Raw genomic sequence first — 17,618 nt, 5'->3', positions numbered from 1 at the left:
TATACGTAAGCGTCCAACCGGGGCCTGCCCGGAAGCGTCGCGTCAGGCCAGACCCCCTGTGATTCAAACTCCCAAACTGGGGGCTGGAATCATGCGCTACGAACTCGCCGATCATGAATGGATTGCCATCAAGCCGATGCTGCCGAACAAGCCGCGCGGCGTTCCTCGGGTTAACGACCGTCGTGTCCTCAATGGCATCTTCTGGGTCTTGCGTTCCGGAGCACCTTGGCGCGATTTGCCGGCGGCGTTCGGTCCTTACACCACTTGCTACAACCGCTTCGTTAGGTGGCGGCGAGCTGACGTCTGGAGCCGCATCATGGACGCACTTGCGGCTGCCCATGATGCCGCTGTCCAAATGATCGACAACTCGATTGTCCGCGGCATCAACATGGGGCCTGCATCACAAGGAACGAGCGCCTATCGATGGGAAGGTCGCGCGGCGGCTTGACGAGCAAAATCCACGCGGTGGTCGATAGCAATGGTTTGCCGGTACGGTTGACGTTGAGCCCCGGCGAGGCCCACGACGTTCGACTTGCAGGACAACTGCTCTCTCATCTGAAGTTCGGGTCAATGTTGCTTGCCGACCGTGGCTATGACGCCGACTGGATAAGAGAGCTTGCCATGAAAAAGGGGTCGTGGGCCAACATCCCGCCGAAACGCAATCGCAGCGATCCGATCTGCTTCAGCTCCTATCTCTACCGCGCTCGCGACTAGGTCGAACGGCTCTTCAACAGGATCAACCAATGTCGTCGTGTGGCGACGCGTTACGACAGGCTTGCGGGAAACTACCTTGCCTTCGTCCAACTCGCCTCTATCCGCCTATGGCTGGCTGCGCGTTATGAGTGCACGCCCTAACGAGCTCTCTGGGCCGGAGCAGAGCAATGGTCTCCTTGAGTTTGCGGATACTTTGCAGGACGTTGTGCTCTCGCGGCCAACGGGCATTTGTGCAAGCGCTGTGGAGCTGAGCGGAAGTATGGATTCGGCTTCGGTCGCGATTGCTGTTGGCAAAAGCGTGAAAACCGTAAGGTGTGGCGGCATCCTGTTGGGCGACGGGAGCAGCCCCAGGCAGTCTGATCGGCGAGCGCGCATTCTGAGCGCACTGAATTGCCGCGATCACCCCCTTGAAATGCATACCCACATGCCGGCGATTGATCTGGATCTTGCCCCAGAACGACGCCTGCCACTCACTTCAGAGTATTGCCTGGAGGCATTTGAGGCGCTCTGCGACAGCTTTCGCGCGGACGGCTACGAAATCGTCTGGTCCGGCATAGGCGGCGACAAGCTTTGCGCTTGCTCCACCGCCGAGGAGGGCGGCTCAAGATCTTCGTCTTCACGTCACCTGGAGATCGCCGTTGAACTTGCAGACGGCCTGTTGACAAATCGCGCGCTCGACGCCGCTCATTCATCCTTCCTTTTCAGCGCGCCGCTTAGCGCGACCGTATCCACATTTCTGCTCGCAAGCCTTTGTCATGCTCGTCCACTCGCAAGGCGAGGACTTTGGCCCGTTCGCCCGCTAGGCGATCCGAGATTGATTAATACTGCAGCGAAGCTTCCGCTTGCACTTCGCGCGGGCAAGGAAATATTCCGTTCCTACCTGCGTAATCGGCTGCGCTGCGATGTGTTTCCGCACGGTTATGCAAAGGAGACTTTCGCGCTTGTGTTACCAAAGGCGATTGCGGCTCGTGCAGACACGATTTCATCGCAGCTTTCCTCTTGCGCCCTGGCCGACTTCGGCTTGGTTTCGCGAGAGTCCGTTATGGCGCTCTTGAATAGGGTATTAACAACGCAAGTTGCTGCAACCAGCGCCTTGGTTCGCTTCCTGTGGGCGGAACGCTTCGTTCGGCAACTATGTTGAGAGCTTCACCATCAACAACCACCGGTTAGAACACCTGCTACATCAAAGAAAGGTTGAGAATTGGACGTTCTCGCCCATCGGCACGATGGAGCTAGACTGTGTCGGCGTGTATCGCGGGGCTATCGGCAGAGAACGCGACACTGGACGTTATCGTTTACCCCTGTCGTTGCATGCCGTTTAGCCCTTTTTCCGTTAGATAGATTCGTCTTTTGGAGGCGGGTCGCTCGCGAAGGGAGGCGCCGTCTGGCGCGCACTCTGTCACGCATCCCGGCAAGCCATAAGGATATGGACAGGGCTCTTCGGCCTGCACTTACCGTTAGATCACCAGAAGAACTCTCCTGGTGAACGCATTGGAATGGCTTTCGTCGGACCTATGACTACTAACGGTTGACGGAGCTGCGATACCCCGCGCGGTCGCTAGGCCTTTCCATATCGAGAGCCGAGATCTCAATTTAATCAACGATTGCTATCGTTTTAGATTCTCGTCCCGCGCTCGGATGATAACGTGCAGCTCCGCGGAGTGCTTTTGCATGATCATTGATGGCCACTCTGTGCTGGAACATCCTCATCCGTTCCTTGCGATCATGCTCCAGCGGCGGAACCGGAACGGCTTCAGAGGCGGCGCGCAAATTTCTTTACGCAAGAGGACGCGGCCGCTGTTCCCACGAGCGGCCGCGCCGCGAGGCCTCGATCCTCATTTTCTGCTTGGTTTGTATCCGGTGGTTAGTGCTGTACGCACGCCGGATCGGTCAAACAAAAAAACAGATCGCAGATACCATTCAACGGGTCGTCCGCGCATTGAGGATATGACGTGTCGGCGACCTGCACCTTGGCAGCGACGGGTTGAGCGGCGGCTTCAGCAACACAGGCCGGCACTGCCGCCGTTGCAAGCGCGGCGGCGCTCGCAGTCACAAACAGCAATTTTTTCATTCCAGAGTCGCTCCCTTAAGATCGGCCCCAAGCCGTCCTCATGGATATATGACGTTGCCACAAGTGGTAAAATTGATTTTCTTGATCAGGCCTATCTACGGGATGGATGAGTTCGGACATCTTTGCGGGCTCGGTTATGAGTTGCTCGGAGAAGCCGTTTATGGTCGGCTTCTCGCCGGCCTCTAAGCGGTCCGCATTGATCTGAGCAATCGGACAACGCGGTAACTGCATCGTCTCGGCCCAATGACTTGCACGGCTTGGAGGCTGGACGCGTGCTGCCCGAGGCGGTGAGTCACATTCCTGATGAGTGCACAAGCGAACTCATTATGACGGATGCGACGACTGCGCGATCGCTGAAATTCCATTCGTTTGTTCGGCTGCGCTAGAGGCTACACCGCATGGCTTCGGCCCGTTCAAGTACGGCGGCATACTGCTAATTCAGCGAGACTGCATTCCTGACCAGAACTTGCCACCGAGGGCGATATTGTTGCTGAGCGCGCGGCCGACTTCGTCGCGCAGCGACGGCGGCACTGACTGCAACCATCACCTCAGACTTGCTCGAAGGTCCCGATCGCGGCTGCCCTTACAAAATCCACACGGTACTCACTGCCAACGAGAAGAATCATGGCCCAAACGAATTATCACCGAGGCGATAGCTTCTGCAGACGTAGAAGCACCAAATGACCATTCTCGGATATGCCGCGTTAGCATCCAGGATCGACATCTCATCCGCTAGTTCAACTCCTAAAGGCAGCCGGCGACCGCGATCTACCGCGAGATGATCAGCGGTGCCGCGCCGATCGGCCACAACTCACCACGTTGATGGTAGCGCCTCCACCCCGGCGACGTGGTGCTGGTGACGAGGCTGGACCGGCTCGGCCGCAGCACCCGCCAGCTAAATGAGCTTGATCGAGCGCATCGGCAAGACTGGTGCTGCATTCCGCTCGCTCGGCGATAGCGCTGGTCATTCGCACATCGCCTAGGGAGCGACGCGGTTGCGACTGTCTTGCCGTCAGCTGAGAGCAATGTTGAAGCATTGTCGAGGGATGCTCGACGCCGGCCTTGCGCAACGACGCAGCTTACCGCAATCGCCTCGATCGGCGTCTCGCTGCCTGCCAGGGGTCCGACGATGCGTACCCACTGGCGGCGCGAGCAACTCGCTGCAGAGCGATGAATTGCCTATGTCGGCAACAACAACCGAAGCGATCGCAGGGTTCTAGCCCAGCGCGCGATCGGTCACAGTCGGGTTGCGTCTCATACCCGCGTAAGCTTAACGAACCCTCCTTCGGCCAACTCGGCTTGGTAGGTTCTTCCGTTAAGCTGGATTGTTTTGGGGGTGTTTGCGGTCGGCATGAAACCTTCTTCGCGCAACTTATCCATGAGAGCAGGTGTCGCCCATTGGCGTGGTAGCGGCGTTCCGAAGCGCCGGTTCTCCGTGAATAAGGCTCCGAAGTCTCGCCCGGCCTGCCCCAACCCCACTTGGTCCTCCGCAGGGTTATGAACAAGACGAACGCAATTGGAACCATCGAAACCGGCCGTGTAGCGGTGACCTTGGATTCACAGGTCATCGTCGGCTGGTCCGAATCCGGCAGGAGACCACGATGGAACAGCCGTTCGACCATTGAATCAGGTGCGATTTGCGAACCGTGGGAAAATCTTTGAGGAGCGGGTCCAGGCGATGCGGCAGACGCCGAGTACAGATCTTGCAGCGCAGATCTGCATGTCAATCTCTGCGCGCGATCCGTCGTTTCTGCCTCAACTTCGACGGGTTACCAACCAGAATGAGCGGGATAGCCCGGCCAGCGCGACAAAGAACAAACGAGAGCGCGGCCTACGTGAGAATCCGGCAAGCGAGAAACGAACTATTCACCCGATCGAGAGTGCAGAACGAACAGGTCCCAGCACCTTCTGGGGGCCATGGAGGCCGATGCTGGGACCGTCGTGGCCACATCCGGGGGTAGCAAACGGACAGGCCCACCTTATTGTGCATCGTCAATTCGATTCGTCAAACCGGCCCACGGTGTGCGTTCTCGCGGAACGCCGATCACTCGGAAATCGCTTGAGATTCACCGGCTTCAGCCAGCCGAACCACTACTCAGCGCAGCCCAAGCGGCACTTCCTCGCCAGATACGCGCACTACATCCCGTGTCGAGCGAGTTGCATCGAGCCGAACTCCGCCTCAAGACGGGGATACCATGGCTGGCCGCCACCTCTGCTGAACAAGGACTTGCAGAACGCCGGCGCAAGCCTGCCGCGGTGGATCAACACGTCTTCGTGTCCCATTGCAGCTCGAGCATTCTGCCAGAGCCGATTGTAGCCGCGCTGTTCATTGGACTTCACGTGGCAAGCAGCGAACTCGGCGCCATCCAGCGTCGCCAATTGCGAGACATATACCGGCCTCTTCGTATGGATGTGCACCCACACCGGATCCGGCATCGCACCATTGCTCAGTGCCCTGGGCTGCAGCTTGATCTCGAACAGCGTGCCTGGCTCCCCCTTCAACGCACGCGGCGGATCGGCAGACGTCAACTCATCGGCCGCCCGCAGGTATTCAAGGTACTTCTGCGACGGAAAGGCGTACGTCTTCATGCAATCCATCGTGATCGCAGCCTTCCGCGCGTTCAAAGAATTTGCCTGTCCCTGCACCTCGGACCACATCGCCTTGAGCCGGACTATTTTTTCGTGCACTTCAGGCACCTGCGCAGGCGTAAGCAGGCCACGTCGGCGAGGTTCCTCTAGCGCCGCTACACAGGCCTCGATCTCGGCGGCTTGCGTCTGAAGGCGCTTAACGACGAGATCCACGATGTGGCCGGCATCCTCGGGCTTCATTTGGCGCGTTTGCGAGACGGCGCTTTGCTGCGCTGGAAGATCGAACTGCAGCAGCTCGTCCAATCTATTGAGCAATCCGTTCAGCGCTTTCCTGGAGGGCGGAGCACGCCACATTTCCTGGCCGGCCGTTGACGATGATTCCTTTGCGCGTGCCGCCTCTTCCGGGGTCGCAAGCTTCTTGGTGCCCAGATCCGAGAGAACGATGACCTTACCTGTCGGAGCCGAAGCAGCGTCGGGCCTGGCGACCTGCGCCTCGCGTAGACCGGCCGCCGAACTCCCCTCACCTGCCGCCGGTGTGCGCTTGCTTTTTCCCTTCTTGCGCGCAGCCTGGCCCTCAGACACTGCGCCGGTATTTTCCGGTATCCAGTTGGCGGGCGGCTCGATCACGGCGGGTGTCTTTGGCTGCACCGCCAAAAACCGCGTGACGTCGTTTGCGGTGACCCAGGCAGCTTCCTCGATCTGGTCCAACAGGTCCAATGGAGTGTCCGCCCCCATTCCAGCATCCCTCAGCCCAGCGACGATGCCGTGCACCCCCGACGCAAATTCAGAAAGCCGTTCCATGACCCCTTCCAAAACGGTGCTGTGCTCCGCGTCGAGCGCCGCTCCGCGGTTGTACAGAACGGCTTCGCCCGTCGACGCGAATGCCGGAACAACATCGTTGATGAAGGTCCCGAGCAGACGCATCCGCCCGTCCTCACCGATGAGGGCGTTACTCAGCGCTGGTTCGAGCGTGCTCGCCCGCGATTCGATCAGGAGCCGCGCGAGAGCGATCCGCGATTGCAGATACGTGCACTTCGTAAAAAGTGCCCAGCCGGTATGCAGGCGTAGCATCTCGGGCGTGGACCCCGGCAAGCTGGCGGTGGCCACGCAGACGGACTGCATCCGTTCCGAGCGCAATGCCTTCTTTCCCCACCACTCCATGCAGGCCATGTAGTGCTTCGCCACGGTCGACACCGCTCGGCTTAGCTGGGCGGGCGCAGCGTTGGCTTTGCGCAGCTGCTCGAGCACGGCTGCGGCTTTCTCTCTACCGGCCTCCAGGTCGTAGACAATCGAGGTAGCCACGGCGTTGCATTGGTCCCCCGCAGCAAGAGTCTCGACTCTGACTCCGCAAGCCTGATCGTCGGAAAGAAGGCTGCGTGCCACGTCGGGAGGGAAGCTCGCATAATAGTCCAGAACTTCCGAGCCCGCCTTGACGACTTGATCAATCAGGTCCTGCGCCTCCGACCGGTTCCGCGCTTGGCCGGCCGCCGTTTTAGAAGCACCAACAAAGGCCACAAGTAGGCCGCGCATTTTTTTCTGCGCTGCTCTGACCTCGTCTCTCGTCGGGACAGCCACATCCGAAGCCGGCGGCTCGCCGACGAGCGGCGCCATTCCATCTTGAGACCTGGAGTGCATCCGCTCCACGACGGAATCGAACGATTGCCTGGCTTCTCCGGAGACCGGTCCAGGCTCCCCGCCCGATCCCCACATGCTATCAGCTTCTGCAGGCTCAACGTGCGATTTGCCAGCTCGGCCAATGCCCGTCATATCCAATCTCCGATCGAATCGAGAATGCGCAGCCTGTCTGATTAGACAGCTTGGCTGACGGGCAGCTGACGAACAGCTCTTTCCGGGCTACACAGAAAATGGCCGGATCACCGTGGGCTCCGGTTCATCGAGGCTGCCAGTGCTGCAACAGGCAGCGATGCAGCGGATGAGCGCATCAAATCGGGGATCATCCGCTGCAGTGCATGACCGCACCGTAACGTTGCTTCGGCGTGATCCCGCCAAAATCCATACTGACAAGCCGCGGCAGATGCGACGGGGCAAGACACTATCCAGCGTCGCGTTCGTCTGCACGGACTTGGCGGGCTATCTCGAATAGCGGAGAGCCGCCACGAGAATGCCAGCATCTTGAAACGGCTTGATCATTGCGGCGAGGTGCATCCCCCGACTTTGTCGAGGGGGAGAGACCTTCGGCCGCCGTACGTCCCATCATCGAGGAGGAGATACGAGTCTTAAATCCAAGAACCTGCACACCCACGGTCGCACACAATTTAAATAGGTCTAAATCTTCGATCAAAATCGCATTATCTGTATTCACCTTCGGATCGAGCAGAACCCATATTGAGGGACTCCTTCGCAGCTCCCGCCCATCCGAGCCCGTTGAGCAACGCTCATAAAAAAATGGCAACGACCGTGCCAAGCGCACCGAGCGTCAACCCGACCAGCGAACCGGCCGTCGGCACATCACGAAAAAGTATAAAGGCGAGAACTGGCTCCACGACCAGAATAGCTCCGACTGAAATCGCGACAATGATCCAGATATTCTTGAGATGCATGTAGCCCAGCGCGTATCCGAAGACGAGCAGGACGCCACCGACGGATATCAGCACAAACATCGGCAGGAGCATTGTGACATCCCCGCCGGCCTTGCCAAACTGCCTTGAGGCAATCAACTCCGCGATTATCGAAAGCGCTTCTCCAACGAAAATCGCGGCCACTGCTACAATCTTCACTGTCAAGCTCATCGGCCCTTGATTCCAACTATCCAAGTCAGCGCCGCAGATGAACACTCGGAGGTATCGGTGATCTTGCCTCTTGGAGGTGCCAGTGGATTATGCGTCGCTACTTATCGCTGCTCGCAGGCGTCTCAAAGCCTGCCCAATTGCAGACCGGATCTCAACATGCAGCGATTGTTTCGCGCCGACCAAGCCGCACCCCGGGGCCGGTCGCCAGATTCGAGGGATCGAAGCCTAGGCTGCAATCCGCACAGGAAGAGCGGAATAACCGTGCACAAAGTTCGACGCAATTCGCTCGGGTTCGCCGACAACCTCGACTTCCAGTCGTGCCTTCAAAATCTCCTCCCAGAGGATTTTCAGCTGCAGCTCCGCAAGATGTCGACCAACGCAGCGATGGATCCCAAATCCGAACGAAAGATGTTGCCGCACGTTCCTGCGGTCGATGACGAAGCGCTCGGCGTTCTCGATGACTTCATCGTCGCGGTTTCCTGAGATGTACCACATGACGACCTTGTCGCCCTTCCTGACTTGTTTCCCACCGACGATGCTATCGGCCGCGGCGTTGCGGCGCATATGTGCGATGGGCGTTTGATAACGAATAATCTCGGACACGGCGCTCGAGACAAGTTTCGGATTATCGCGTAGCTTTCGCAGCTCGGAGGGGTGCTGGTTCATGAACAGGAGGCCGCCGGTAATCGAATTGCGCGTGGTGTCATTCCCACCGACGATCAGCAGAATCAGATTTCCAAGAAACTCACTCGGCTCCACGTGTCGAGTTGCAGGCGAGTGCGCCATCATGGAAATCAGGTCCATCCGTGGCTCGGCATTGATGCGCTCGTTCCAAAGGCCTGTGAAATAATCCAGGCACTCGGACAAGATCGCACTTCGCTTGTCCCAGCTATCGATCGGCTGGCCAGTTCTGGGCATTGCAACAGCTACGTCCGACCAATAGGTCAGCAGACGCCGATCCTCAAATGGAAAGTCGAATAGCGTGGCAAGCATCTGCGTCGTCAATTCGATGGAGACCCTATCCACCCAATTGAAGTCATTGTTGCGCGGCAAGCCGTCCAGAATCGTCCTGACGCGACGACGGATCAAGCTCTCGAGTTTCGTCAAGTTTTCCGGCGCGACTATCGGACTTACAGTATCACGCTGCTCGCGATGCTTAGGCGGACCCATCTTGATGAAACTCTGCGTCCAGTGCCTGTCAGGCACGTCGACAATAGTGACGCCTTGCTCCGACGAGAATATCTTGTGATTAGTATCTACCTCTACGATATCGCGGTATTTCGTTATGGACCAATATGGACCATAGGGGCTATCCTGGCAGTAGTGAACGGGATCTTCCCTTCGCAGCCGCTCGAAATAACCCCATATGCTATCATCTTGAAAGCGCTTGGCTTCGCTTACGTCCAGATTGCTCAGCGGGATCTTAAACGCGCCGTCGGTTCTGTAGTCTACCAATTGCGTTATCACGATCGCCTCCGCAGATTTTGCTCTCTTGAGAGCTTGCGGATCCACAGGTCGCGATCCATCGTTTCGAGCTGCCGTGACGTTTTGTTGCGAGCGGATCGTCGCCCCAACAGAGTATCCTAAAGCGCGGGCAGTCACCCCTACCAGTTCCGGCAGGTAAGGATGGCGTTGACTTTCTAACTCGATTTGCCCCAGTGGATTGATGAGAACAATCCTCGCTACACAGGCGTCGCCCAATGCCAGCTAGATCGCTGCTCGCGCCACCGAACAGCGCAATGTGAGCCACTAGGTGCCAGATACGACGTTTTCGGCTCCCCGCGGCCGCATATTGGCCGCGGGATCGTGCGGTGACCACGACCCACGCTGATCGTCGTCGACGAAATCAGTTAGCACCGCTCCGCCGAGAAAGGCCAATTTGGTTCTCAACATGGCAACAAGCGTGCTTCATTCATCATCCTGACCAGCAACTTGCCATCTAACGGGAATAGGAACTATCGCCGCCAAGAGCTTGCGATGCTCGACCGCTTGTCCATCGCATTGATGGCGCCCAAACAGTTCGCGAGCGCAATCGCTTGCGCGACAAATAGAAAGATGTTTCAGAACCTGCGCTGCCATCGGAAAGCCTTAGGATGTGCCGCTTGGGCGGATCCGGCGCCGGTTCCGCATCGCTACGGCTGCGGAAGCATCTCCGCAGACCATTCTAGCGAGAACACCGAGCCCAGCATCTGGCGTGGCGCTGACTCGGAACGAAGATGTAAGTAACAGCCAGCGGTGCTACGCGACGGCCAACGCATAGAGAGCCGAGTTGGCACGCCAGGCCTATCCAGGCTTCGGTAGGCGTGGCCGAGCTCGGAGCATTGTTAGCGACGAGATAGGAGCTTGGTCTAGGTCATTTCGCCAACCTGCATATCCTGTATTTGCAATCCGTGAGGAGCAAAGCAAGCGGCTGCTCATCGAACGCTGCGCTCCCTCTCGCAATTTCTTGCTCCGGCGCCTGAAAGGACCAGACAGAATGACGGCATATCCCATGGTGTTACAAAACTTACGCGCTGCCAATCCTGGTCGCCGGGTATTGGAGATAACGACGACCGCAGGATGCATCGTCCGGTGTACTTATTGCCACCAAGACAAGTTCGCTGATCGGCAAAGACCCGTGTCTCAAGCGAAGTACCTAGGTCTTCAGGATTTCGAGCGGTGTCTTGCACGCGTGCCGAGGACTACCGAGATCAGTTTTGCCGGCTACTCGGAGCCTTGGCTCCATCCGAAATGCACCAGGATGGTTGAGCATGCTTACGCACGTGGGCATCAGATCCGAATTTTCACGACCCTCGTCGGAATGAACGGGAGTGACATTCGGCGCTTGCAAATGCTGCAGTTCAGGGCTTTCATCGTCCACGTTCCTGATGACGGCACTTATATGAACAGCCGGCTCGTCGGAAAGTCCTATCTCAATGTCATGCGCCGACTCGTCGAGGCGAACATTCCCTCGATTCGATTCGTTGTCCTGGGCAAAGTCCATCCGGACCTCGCCGACACCATTCCCGCAAAAGCGCTGCAGCGCTTGCGTCCGCTGAGTAACAGCCGAGGACGTCTAGAGTCGAATATCATCAAACCGCGACAGCCCGTCGTCGGACCCTTGACGTGTATTGGCAAACAACAACATCGGAATGTCCTTCTACCAAACGGCGACGTTACTCTGTGCGGGATGGATTTTGAGCGGCGTCATGTCCTGGGCAATCTTTTGCGCGACGAATACGCATATCTCTTCGAAAGCCCAATTTTTCACGAAATCGCCGATCGCATGAACGGAATGGATGGCTTTCTGCTCTGCAGGATGTGCGAGTTTGCTCACCCGCAGACGTCGGGATGTTATATGGATGCCGACCAACAGACGTGACGGCCGGCCTGCACGAGTGTGGATGTCAAGATTCTCTCTGAAGAACGCGACCGATGCCAATTCGCTCGCCACGTGCCGGGAACGGCCAAACCGATGGAAACCGCCGGATCGGATATGCGATTGACACGAGGCGGATCAGAGCCGCGCCTCAGTGAGGTGAACCAGTTGAGAGCCTGCGCTGTAGAGGGCCTCACGGGCGGCACGAAACCGCCGATATTCAACCGGCGCAGCTGGAAGTGGTAGGTCCTCTTCCGCAAGGCGGCCGAGAACGTAGGACGCCAACACCCGGCCGAGGACGGTCCCAGGTGCAATCCCGCGCCCGTTGTAACCGCCGAAGGACACGAGGTTACGGTCGAGCTTGTGAAAGCGCGGCAGGTGGTCGGAAGTCATCCCGATCATCCCGAACCAGCCGGCTTCGAACTCGACGTCGCCGAGCTGCGGAAACAGCCTACGTAGCGACCTGACCGCCCAGGCTCGGTGAACCAAGGTGCCGATACCCTCTAGAGCGCCAACGCTGCCGAACACCAGACGGCCGGACTGATCGAAGCGAAACGAGGAAAGGACCTCGTGGGTGTCCCATGCCCCTTGTCGTTCGGGCAAGATTGAGGTCCTGAGACGATCTGGTAAGGGCCGCGTTGCCAAATTGAAGTAAGGTAGACGGATCTGCTCTCGCTGAATCCGCAACCAAGGTCTTTTGCCGTAGGCGTCGGTAGCGACGATTACCCACTCAGCACACACAGATCCCATTGCCGTGCCGACCCTCCAGCGCAACCCCATTTCGTGGACTGTGAGGACTTCAGTCTGCGCGAATATCCTCGCGCCCGCCGCAAGCGCAACGCGCGCCAAGCCGCGCGCATAGGCCAGTGGCTGTATTGTACCGGCGCGCGTATCGAGCAGCGCGCCGGTATAGTTGCCACCGCCAATCTTTCTGCGCGTCTCCTTCGCATCAAGCACCGCGACCGGAGCGCCGCGTTTCTGCCACTGTTCGGCACGAATCTGGATTTCCTCCAAGCCCCTGCGGCCGACCGCGCAATGCAGGGTCCCCGCGCGCTCAACTTCACAGTCGATCCCATATCTCTCGATCAGTGCAAAAACCTCCTGCGGTCCTCCACCCAGTAATTCGATGAGCCGCTCTCCAAACGGGGAGCCGAGCGTGTCTGAGAGCGTGTCGGGCATGACCCACATACCCGCATTGACGAGCCCGACGTTGCGCCCGGAACCACCGAATCCAATTTCGGATGCCTCCAGCAGAATGACGCGCACGCCGCCCTCCGCGAGGCGGATAGCCGCAGAGAGTCCAGTATATCCACCGCCAATCACAACGACATCGGCTTGCAAATCACCCACGAGAGGACCGGTATACGGCGGCGCCGGCGCCGTGAGCTCCCATAAGCCGTGCGACTTGCGATTGCCTTGCATCCGACGAACTCGTTCTGCAACGCATCAAACTCGGCCGGCGGTCTTCGCTATCGAACTACCGATCCGAACGAGTCGTGAACCGGTACTTTAGCAGTTTGACCAGCAGCAGCGCTTGGCGGATCCAGGAGCCGAAGAGGCTTCATCGAATCGTGAGCTCCCAGATGATCCGGATATGCCCGCCATGAATCGATGGTCGGAAAATATGCATATTTCTAACACGCAGGTTACTATTATCGATCAAGTTCAAGACGCGCCCAATATCTCCCTGATCAGAAAAGACGACATACATCAGGCCGTTGGCGTTGAGCCAATTATGCGCTCCGCCGAGAGCTGAGGCCATGGCGCTGTGATCTTCGTCAAAGCAGGAGCGCTCCAAATCGTCCCTTGCTTTTCGGTTCCAGTACGGGGCGGCAAACAAAATACGGTCGAACTTTTCTTCAGGCTGCAGCGCAGAATAGATGTCACTGAGGCGCGCTTCTGCCTGCTTGGAATGACCTAACCGCTCGATGTTTAACTTTGTGGTGAGAACGGCTTGCGGATTGATATCGAGAGCCACCAGGTGTTCTGCCCCAGCGCGAAGTGCCGCCAGCCCCAGGACGCCTGATCCGCATCCCAAATCCCATACTGTTGCTCCAGATTGGATGTGCCACTTCGATATCAAGGCGTCGGGAGCGTGACTTAGGCGTGGCGACAGAACGCCGGGGAGAATGTGCAAGAGCATACCGCACACTTCCACGTCGTGCGGGTGTTCGCATGACCGCAGATCCGCGATCATAGCGTCTACATCGGTCGTTTGGCGCCGCGCCGATATGGCTTTGGGGGCAGTCATTCAAATCTCCAGTTCCCTGGCGCGCGCTTTGCCTCATCGTCCTGCCATCCAATCGATGGAACGCCCTATTGAGCAAGTGCGCCTGCTGTTGCACTGTACAGGGCCTACCGGTTTAAAGAGTTTCGGGCAGGTTTGTCCCAACGTGTCTGAATGCGCTTTGCGCCTTCGCCGACTGTCATTGCCTCTCAATAAGCAACGGCCGTGCCATCGGAATTCAAAGCGCTCGGCTTCTGATTTTCCTTGGAGAACGACTGCCGGCAGCTCTGATGTTCTGCCGCCCCGACGATTGTCTCCGGCGGTGTCGGACTCCGAACACGTATGACCAAGTTGGCGTACGAATGGCTTCGTGTTGCGGCTATTCTCGCAGCTATTCTCACGGCAGGTTGACCGGAAATCAGAAGTTGCGACCTGGAAACTTCGACGAGAGCTCGTCAGGAATAGACAAGATTTCGCACAATTCACGATTTGATGCCGCCCCAATGGCTATCTAGCTGATTTAAGAAAAAGCGATATTTCACCCTGCGCTTGCCTCCGACGATCGAAAACTCGCCGACGCCATACCGGCCTTCGCCATCATAGCGCCGATCGCCTGAATCGAGATAAGGAGGCGATCATCAATGGAGCGGCATACCCTTGTTGCAGCTCAACTCCTCAACCCGCGCCCACTTTTATCACAATCCCCTCTTTGTGTCTGCGATCCGCGCTGCAGCGCCTCGGAGCAGACACTTTCCGGACCTCGTTCACTCTACCTGACGGGAAGTCACGTCAGGTTTTGGAAAGTTAACATCAGTAGCGAGGAACCACAGAGCTATGCTGGCGGACGAGATCATGGACCGATTGAGCACTATCAACCAAGCTGATCATGATTCGGCTGCATCCAATGCGGCCGCGGAACAACCGCAACAGCCGCAAGCGGAGTTCGAGCAGCACCTGCTGGACGCGCCAGGGGCCGACCCCATATATTCCCATAGAGAGCTTTATGATGTCACCGAGGAGGACGATCGCCTCATCCAGGCGGCATCCGGCGCTGCTCTCAAGCGAGATTTACCGCCGAGGCCTACCACCGTCAGTATTTATGATCGTCGGCTTCGCAAATTGGCTGAAGCGCTGAAGCAGGATGGCAAATCAATTTCTGGCCTCGATGACAATGCGTTGCTCGGACACGCTAGAAAGCTGCTGCCGAACGACAAGGTGATCGCCCCGCATTGTCAATGGTCAGTCGGTACCGCGAGCCTGACGCAGACGCTCTCCCCCTCAGAACACATTATCGTCCTTCCAGGGAAGATGAGCGTCTCATCAGGGAGGCTGCCGAGGCACGTTTTGGTCGACAGATCGGCGAGAAAAAGGCCGGGGGCTATGCGAGCGGGCTGCGGAAGTTGGCGGTAGCGCTCCGCCCGTCGTCCATTGCCAAGCTCAGCGATGACAAACTGCTCGGCCACGCAGTCCGTTTGTTTCGAAATGACAAGACGCTCATCGCCGCCTTGAACGCTCTCCGCGACTATCGCGCGATCGTCGGGCGGGGTAATTTGGGCGCAGAAGGAGGCAGTTCGCGGCAGGTCATTCAACCGCCCTCTCCTTTGCCCATGCGGCCGGTCGATGAACAGCGCTTGGGGAGCGCTGCGGATCGCGACGCCTCACTACCGGCTGATGGTTTCAATACTCTGCAGGTTTGGCACGAGCCAAGTTTAGCCCCTCATTCTCCGATACATAGTGTGGCCCAGGATGAGCTTTTCGATACCGCGGAGCAGAGCAGCGAGCTTTCAGCTCCTGGCTTCGATGCACCATTGCTTTCGCAGCAAATGCGTTCAGCGACTTCATCGCCCGCGCCAAGTTTCACTCAGGAAGAACTTTTCGATGCCGTGACCGGTTGGCAACGAATGCACTCGGCGACTTCATCGCCCGTGCAAAGTTTCCTCCAGGAGGAGCTTTTCGATGCCGTGACCTGGCGACCCAGCCCGCGGCCGAATTTCGTCCCTGAAAACTATTTTGGACGGATGATGGACCAAGGCGCTGCGGCCCAGACCACTTGAGCGGACGTCCTTTCCAGCCAGCGACAGCTTTGATGCTTCTTTGGCCGTTCCCGAGGACTTCTCCCACGGCACCCAGCCTGCGCCGGATATGATGCGCTCCAAGCTGGGTCGATGGGGTCTGTTGCCCGATGCAGCACAGTGGGTAAAGACCTACGATATTCGCGGTGAAGGCTATACGGGCGTGTTGGGACCGCGAGGGCCCAATGATGTTCAGCTCATCCATCTGCGGTCTCCCGCTGTCGGCGATACGTTCGATGTGTCGTTTGCCGTTCCCAAGGACTTCTCGCATCGCACCCAGCTGGCTCCTGACATGATGCTATCCACGTTGGGCAAGTGGGACTTCTTGCCTGTTGCGGAATATCCGGTCATGAACTACGAGATCGGCGGCGAACGCTACACGGCCATGTTGGGACCGGGAGGACCCAACGACGTTCAACTCATTCACCACCCTCGGCCCGCTTTGCTGGGCGAAGCGACGCGTGCGGTGGGGAGGGCTTCCCCGGGTATCGACGTCGGTCCTGCGCCAGGGTTTGATGCACCCGCACCTTTCGAATGGCGCGAGGACGCCCCTTCGGCGCTGGCGCCAAACCGTACACAGCCGAAAGCCTACCTGGAGGCCGCGTTCTTCTCTTCCATCGGCCGCTATTTGGCTAAACAAGGGGCTCGTCGGCGATGTATCTATCACGTTGTCGTCGCATTCGGCAGCGACGGCACTTTCAGCCGAGCAGACCCGAGAACCATCGGGATACAAGATGCGAACGCGCTACAAGACCATGGCTTGGCCGACGATCAAACGTGAATCATCACCGGCCGGTGGACCATTCGGATTGGAAAGAATGTCTCACTAGGGTCGCGGACAAGGATGCGAACGTACTTTGGCGACCCGGTTTTTGGTTTGATGAGGGCCCTTGGCTCCTGATCATACCAGCATAGCCGGCACTGGCGATCCTCCGATCACAAAGATCCGATGAGGATCGTCAGCCCTCATATGGCGCCTTTGAGCGAACTGGCGCACCTTCGTGCAACTCGGACGCCCAGACGAAAGACGGTCAGAGACAATCCGGCCGTCTTCACGATCTATATTATCGTGCCATGCTCGGTGAAGCATCCACGCGGTTAAGGAAACAGCTTCGAAGTGGGGTCCTGCGCCGTGCTCTTCTTACCAGATGAACTTCGCGCCATCAGGCAGGTCGCAGATGAATTCGCCCTGGTGCACAAGTTCGGTGGTCCCGACGACAAGCTTCGAGGCCCGCACCGTGAGCTTGCCTTCGCGGCTGAGGCTATGGCGGATGTACTCGGTGACGGCATGTCCCGCGCTGTCCACCGTTTGGTGCGCATTGGCGAAGCTGATGCCGTTCTGGGGCGTCACCCTGAAGGCATTGATGACCAGACCGGCCTGCGTCGCCGACGCAGGCTTGCTACCCTCCGCGTTGGCACAGCGGCTCATGTCCAGGATGAGCTTCACGTTCTTTCCGGTCTGCAGGGCATTGAGCACCTCCGTGTATTTTGGCGAAGGCTCGTCGGCTCTCGCCATCGTGCTCATGCTTGCGGCCGAAAGCAGGGACAACAGGATCGTCAGCCCTTTGCCAGTACACTTCATATGCTCATCTCCCTCGATAAGTACCAAAGATCGCACGCTGCAAGACGTCGTCCTCGCAAGCCGTTTGGCGGATTCCAGACATCAAGCACGCCGCGCCCTGCGACAAAAACAACCTGTCGCGACCAAGCACAAGTGGTTGTGACGGCCATTCCGACGTCACAACCTCGTAGGTCAGGTTTACTAAAGTGGCCTGAGCTCGTACGACATCGCTGGAACGATTCGATCGACCGCCGGCCGCCTAGAACTACAAACGGC

13 protein-coding genes and 1 pseudogene are annotated in these 17,618 nt (G+C 58.2%); 7 read left to right on the top strand and 7 right to left on the bottom strand.

What is annotated here, in order from left to right; genetic code table 11:
• Positions 1–91 precede the first annotated feature (91 nt).
• Together XI02_RS10475 and XI02_RS10470 are read left to right on the top strand one after the other, a co-directional pair.
• A pseudogene (locus XI02_RS10475) lies at positions 92–855 on the top strand (IS5 family transposase).
• Positions 856–973: 118 nt separating this feature from the next.
• Positions 974–1,855, top strand: a complete 882-nt coding sequence (locus tag XI02_RS10470; RefSeq protein ID WP_125459151.1) for a hypothetical protein — start codon at positions 974–976, stop codon at positions 1,853–1,855.
• Between the two features lie 723 nt (positions 1,856–2,578).
• Here the strand turns inward: XI02_RS10470 and XI02_RS10465 are convergent.
• Positions 2,579–2,785, bottom strand: a complete 207-nt coding sequence (locus XI02_RS10465) for a hypothetical protein (protein WP_018269959.1) — start codon at positions 2,783–2,785, stop codon at positions 2,579–2,581.
• A gap of 847 nt (positions 2,786–3,632) precedes the next feature.
• Between XI02_RS10465 and XI02_RS46285 the strand changes: the two genes are divergently transcribed.
• Positions 3,633–3,743, top strand: a complete 111-nt coding sequence (locus XI02_RS46285) for a hypothetical protein (RefSeq protein ID WP_077230994.1) — start codon at positions 3,633–3,635, stop codon at positions 3,741–3,743.
• 1,178 nt (positions 3,744–4,921) lie between these two features.
• On the opposite strand, the gene XI02_RS10460 is transcribed toward XI02_RS46285, so the two are convergent.
• The 3 genes from XI02_RS10460 to XI02_RS10450 all read right to left on the bottom strand — a co-directional run bounded on the left by XI02_RS10460 (position 4,922) and on the right by XI02_RS10450 (position 9,588).
• Positions 4,922–7,141, bottom strand: coding sequence for a hypothetical protein (locus XI02_RS10460; protein WP_026192329.1), 2,220 nt, complete (start codon positions 7,139–7,141; stop codon positions 4,922–4,924).
• Between the two features lie 629 nt (positions 7,142–7,770).
• Positions 7,771–8,112: a hypothetical protein gene (locus XI02_RS10455; protein WP_240537172.1), complete on the bottom strand. Its 342-nt coding sequence runs from the start codon at positions 8,110–8,112 to the stop codon at positions 7,771–7,773.
• A 237-nt stretch (positions 8,113–8,349) separates the two neighbouring features.
• Positions 8,350–9,588, bottom strand: coding sequence for a cytochrome P450 (locus tag XI02_RS10450; protein WP_026192328.1), 1,239 nt, complete (start codon positions 9,586–9,588; stop codon positions 8,350–8,352).
• 1,366 nt (positions 9,589–10,954) lie between these two features.
• Between XI02_RS10450 and XI02_RS45215 the strand changes: the two genes are divergently transcribed.
• Positions 10,955–11,485, top strand: a complete 531-nt coding sequence (locus tag XI02_RS45215; protein WP_225161279.1) for an SPASM domain-containing protein — start codon at positions 10,955–10,957, stop codon at positions 11,483–11,485.
• Positions 11,486–11,620: 135 nt separating this feature from the next.
• Here XI02_RS45215 and XI02_RS10440 read toward each other — a convergent pair whose 3' ends face one another.
• Positions 11,621–12,904 (bottom strand): FAD-binding oxidoreductase, encoded by a 1,284-nt coding sequence (locus XI02_RS10440; RefSeq protein WP_016844737.1) that lies wholly within the window; start codon positions 12,902–12,904, stop codon positions 11,621–11,623.
• Between the two features lie 139 nt (positions 12,905–13,043).
• On the bottom strand, positions 13,044–13,733 hold the full coding sequence (locus tag XI02_RS10435) for a methyltransferase (protein ID WP_016844738.1): 690 nt from the start codon (positions 13,731–13,733) through the stop codon (positions 13,044–13,046).
• An 810-nt stretch (positions 13,734–14,543) separates the two neighbouring features.
• Here XI02_RS10435 and XI02_RS10430 point away from each other — a divergent pair.
• Genes XI02_RS10430 through XI02_RS10420 form a run of 3 tightly spaced genes read left to right on the top strand, consistent with a single transcriptional unit; the run spans position 14,544 to position 16,562 of the window.
• The gene (locus XI02_RS10430; RefSeq protein WP_016844739.1) at positions 14,544–15,119 is read left to right on the top strand and encodes a hypothetical protein; all 576 of its coding nucleotides are present in this window, start codon (positions 14,544–14,546) and stop codon (positions 15,117–15,119) included.
• Positions 15,110–15,763: a hypothetical protein gene (locus XI02_RS10425; RefSeq protein WP_016844740.1), complete on the top strand. Its 654-nt coding sequence runs from the start codon at positions 15,110–15,112 to the stop codon at positions 15,761–15,763. The genes XI02_RS10430 and XI02_RS10425 overlap by 10 nt, the downstream gene beginning before the upstream one ends.
• Before the next feature lie 40 nt (positions 15,764–15,803).
• The gene (locus XI02_RS10420; protein WP_016844741.1) at positions 15,804–16,562 is read left to right on the top strand and encodes a hypothetical protein; all 759 of its coding nucleotides are present in this window, start codon (positions 15,804–15,806) and stop codon (positions 16,560–16,562) included.
• Between the two features lie 360 nt (positions 16,563–16,922).
• Here XI02_RS10420 and XI02_RS10415 read toward each other — a convergent pair whose 3' ends face one another.
• Positions 16,923–17,306 (bottom strand): VirK family protein, encoded by a 384-nt coding sequence (locus XI02_RS10415; protein WP_225161277.1) that lies wholly within the window; start codon positions 17,304–17,306, stop codon positions 16,923–16,925.
• Between the last annotated feature and the right edge of the window lie 312 nt (positions 17,307–17,618).

The sequence above is a fragment of the Bradyrhizobium sp. CCBAU 21365 genome, assembly GCF_015291305.1.
Classification (GTDB): Bacteria; Pseudomonadota; Alphaproteobacteria; order Rhizobiales; family Xanthobacteraceae; genus Bradyrhizobium; species Bradyrhizobium elkanii.
Note: the sequence above shows the minus strand (reverse complement) of the source record. Positions and strands in the feature narration are given on the sequence as shown.

Bases quoted from the DNA above. Each gene is read 5' to 3' on its own strand.
- XI02_RS10470 (WP_125459151.1), top strand. From the start codon at position 974: ATGGATTCGGCTTCGGTCGCGATTGCTGTTGGCAAAAGCGTGAAAACC.
- XI02_RS10465 (WP_018269959.1), bottom strand. From the start codon at position 2,785: ATGAAAAAATTGCTGTTTGTGACTGCGAGCGCCGCCGCGCTTGCAACG.
- XI02_RS10460 (WP_026192329.1), bottom strand. From the start codon at position 7,141: ATGACGGGCATTGGCCGAGCTGGCAAATCGCACGTTGAGCCTGCAGAA.
- XI02_RS45215 (WP_225161279.1), top strand. From the start codon at position 10,955: ATGCTGCAGTTCAGGGCTTTCATCGTCCACGTTCCTGATGACGGCACT.
- XI02_RS10440 (WP_016844737.1), bottom strand. From the start codon at position 12,904: ATGCAAGGCAATCGCAAGTCGCACGGCTTATGGGAGCTCACGGCGCCG.
- XI02_RS10435 (WP_016844738.1), bottom strand. From the start codon at position 13,733: ATGACTGCCCCCAAAGCCATATCGGCGCGGCGCCAAACGACCGATGTA.
- XI02_RS10430 (WP_016844739.1), top strand. From the start codon at position 14,544: ATGCTGGCGGACGAGATCATGGACCGATTGAGCACTATCAACCAAGCT.
- XI02_RS10415 (WP_225161277.1), bottom strand. From the start codon at position 17,306: ATGAGCACGATGGCGAGAGCCGACGAGCCTTCGCCAAAATACACGGAG.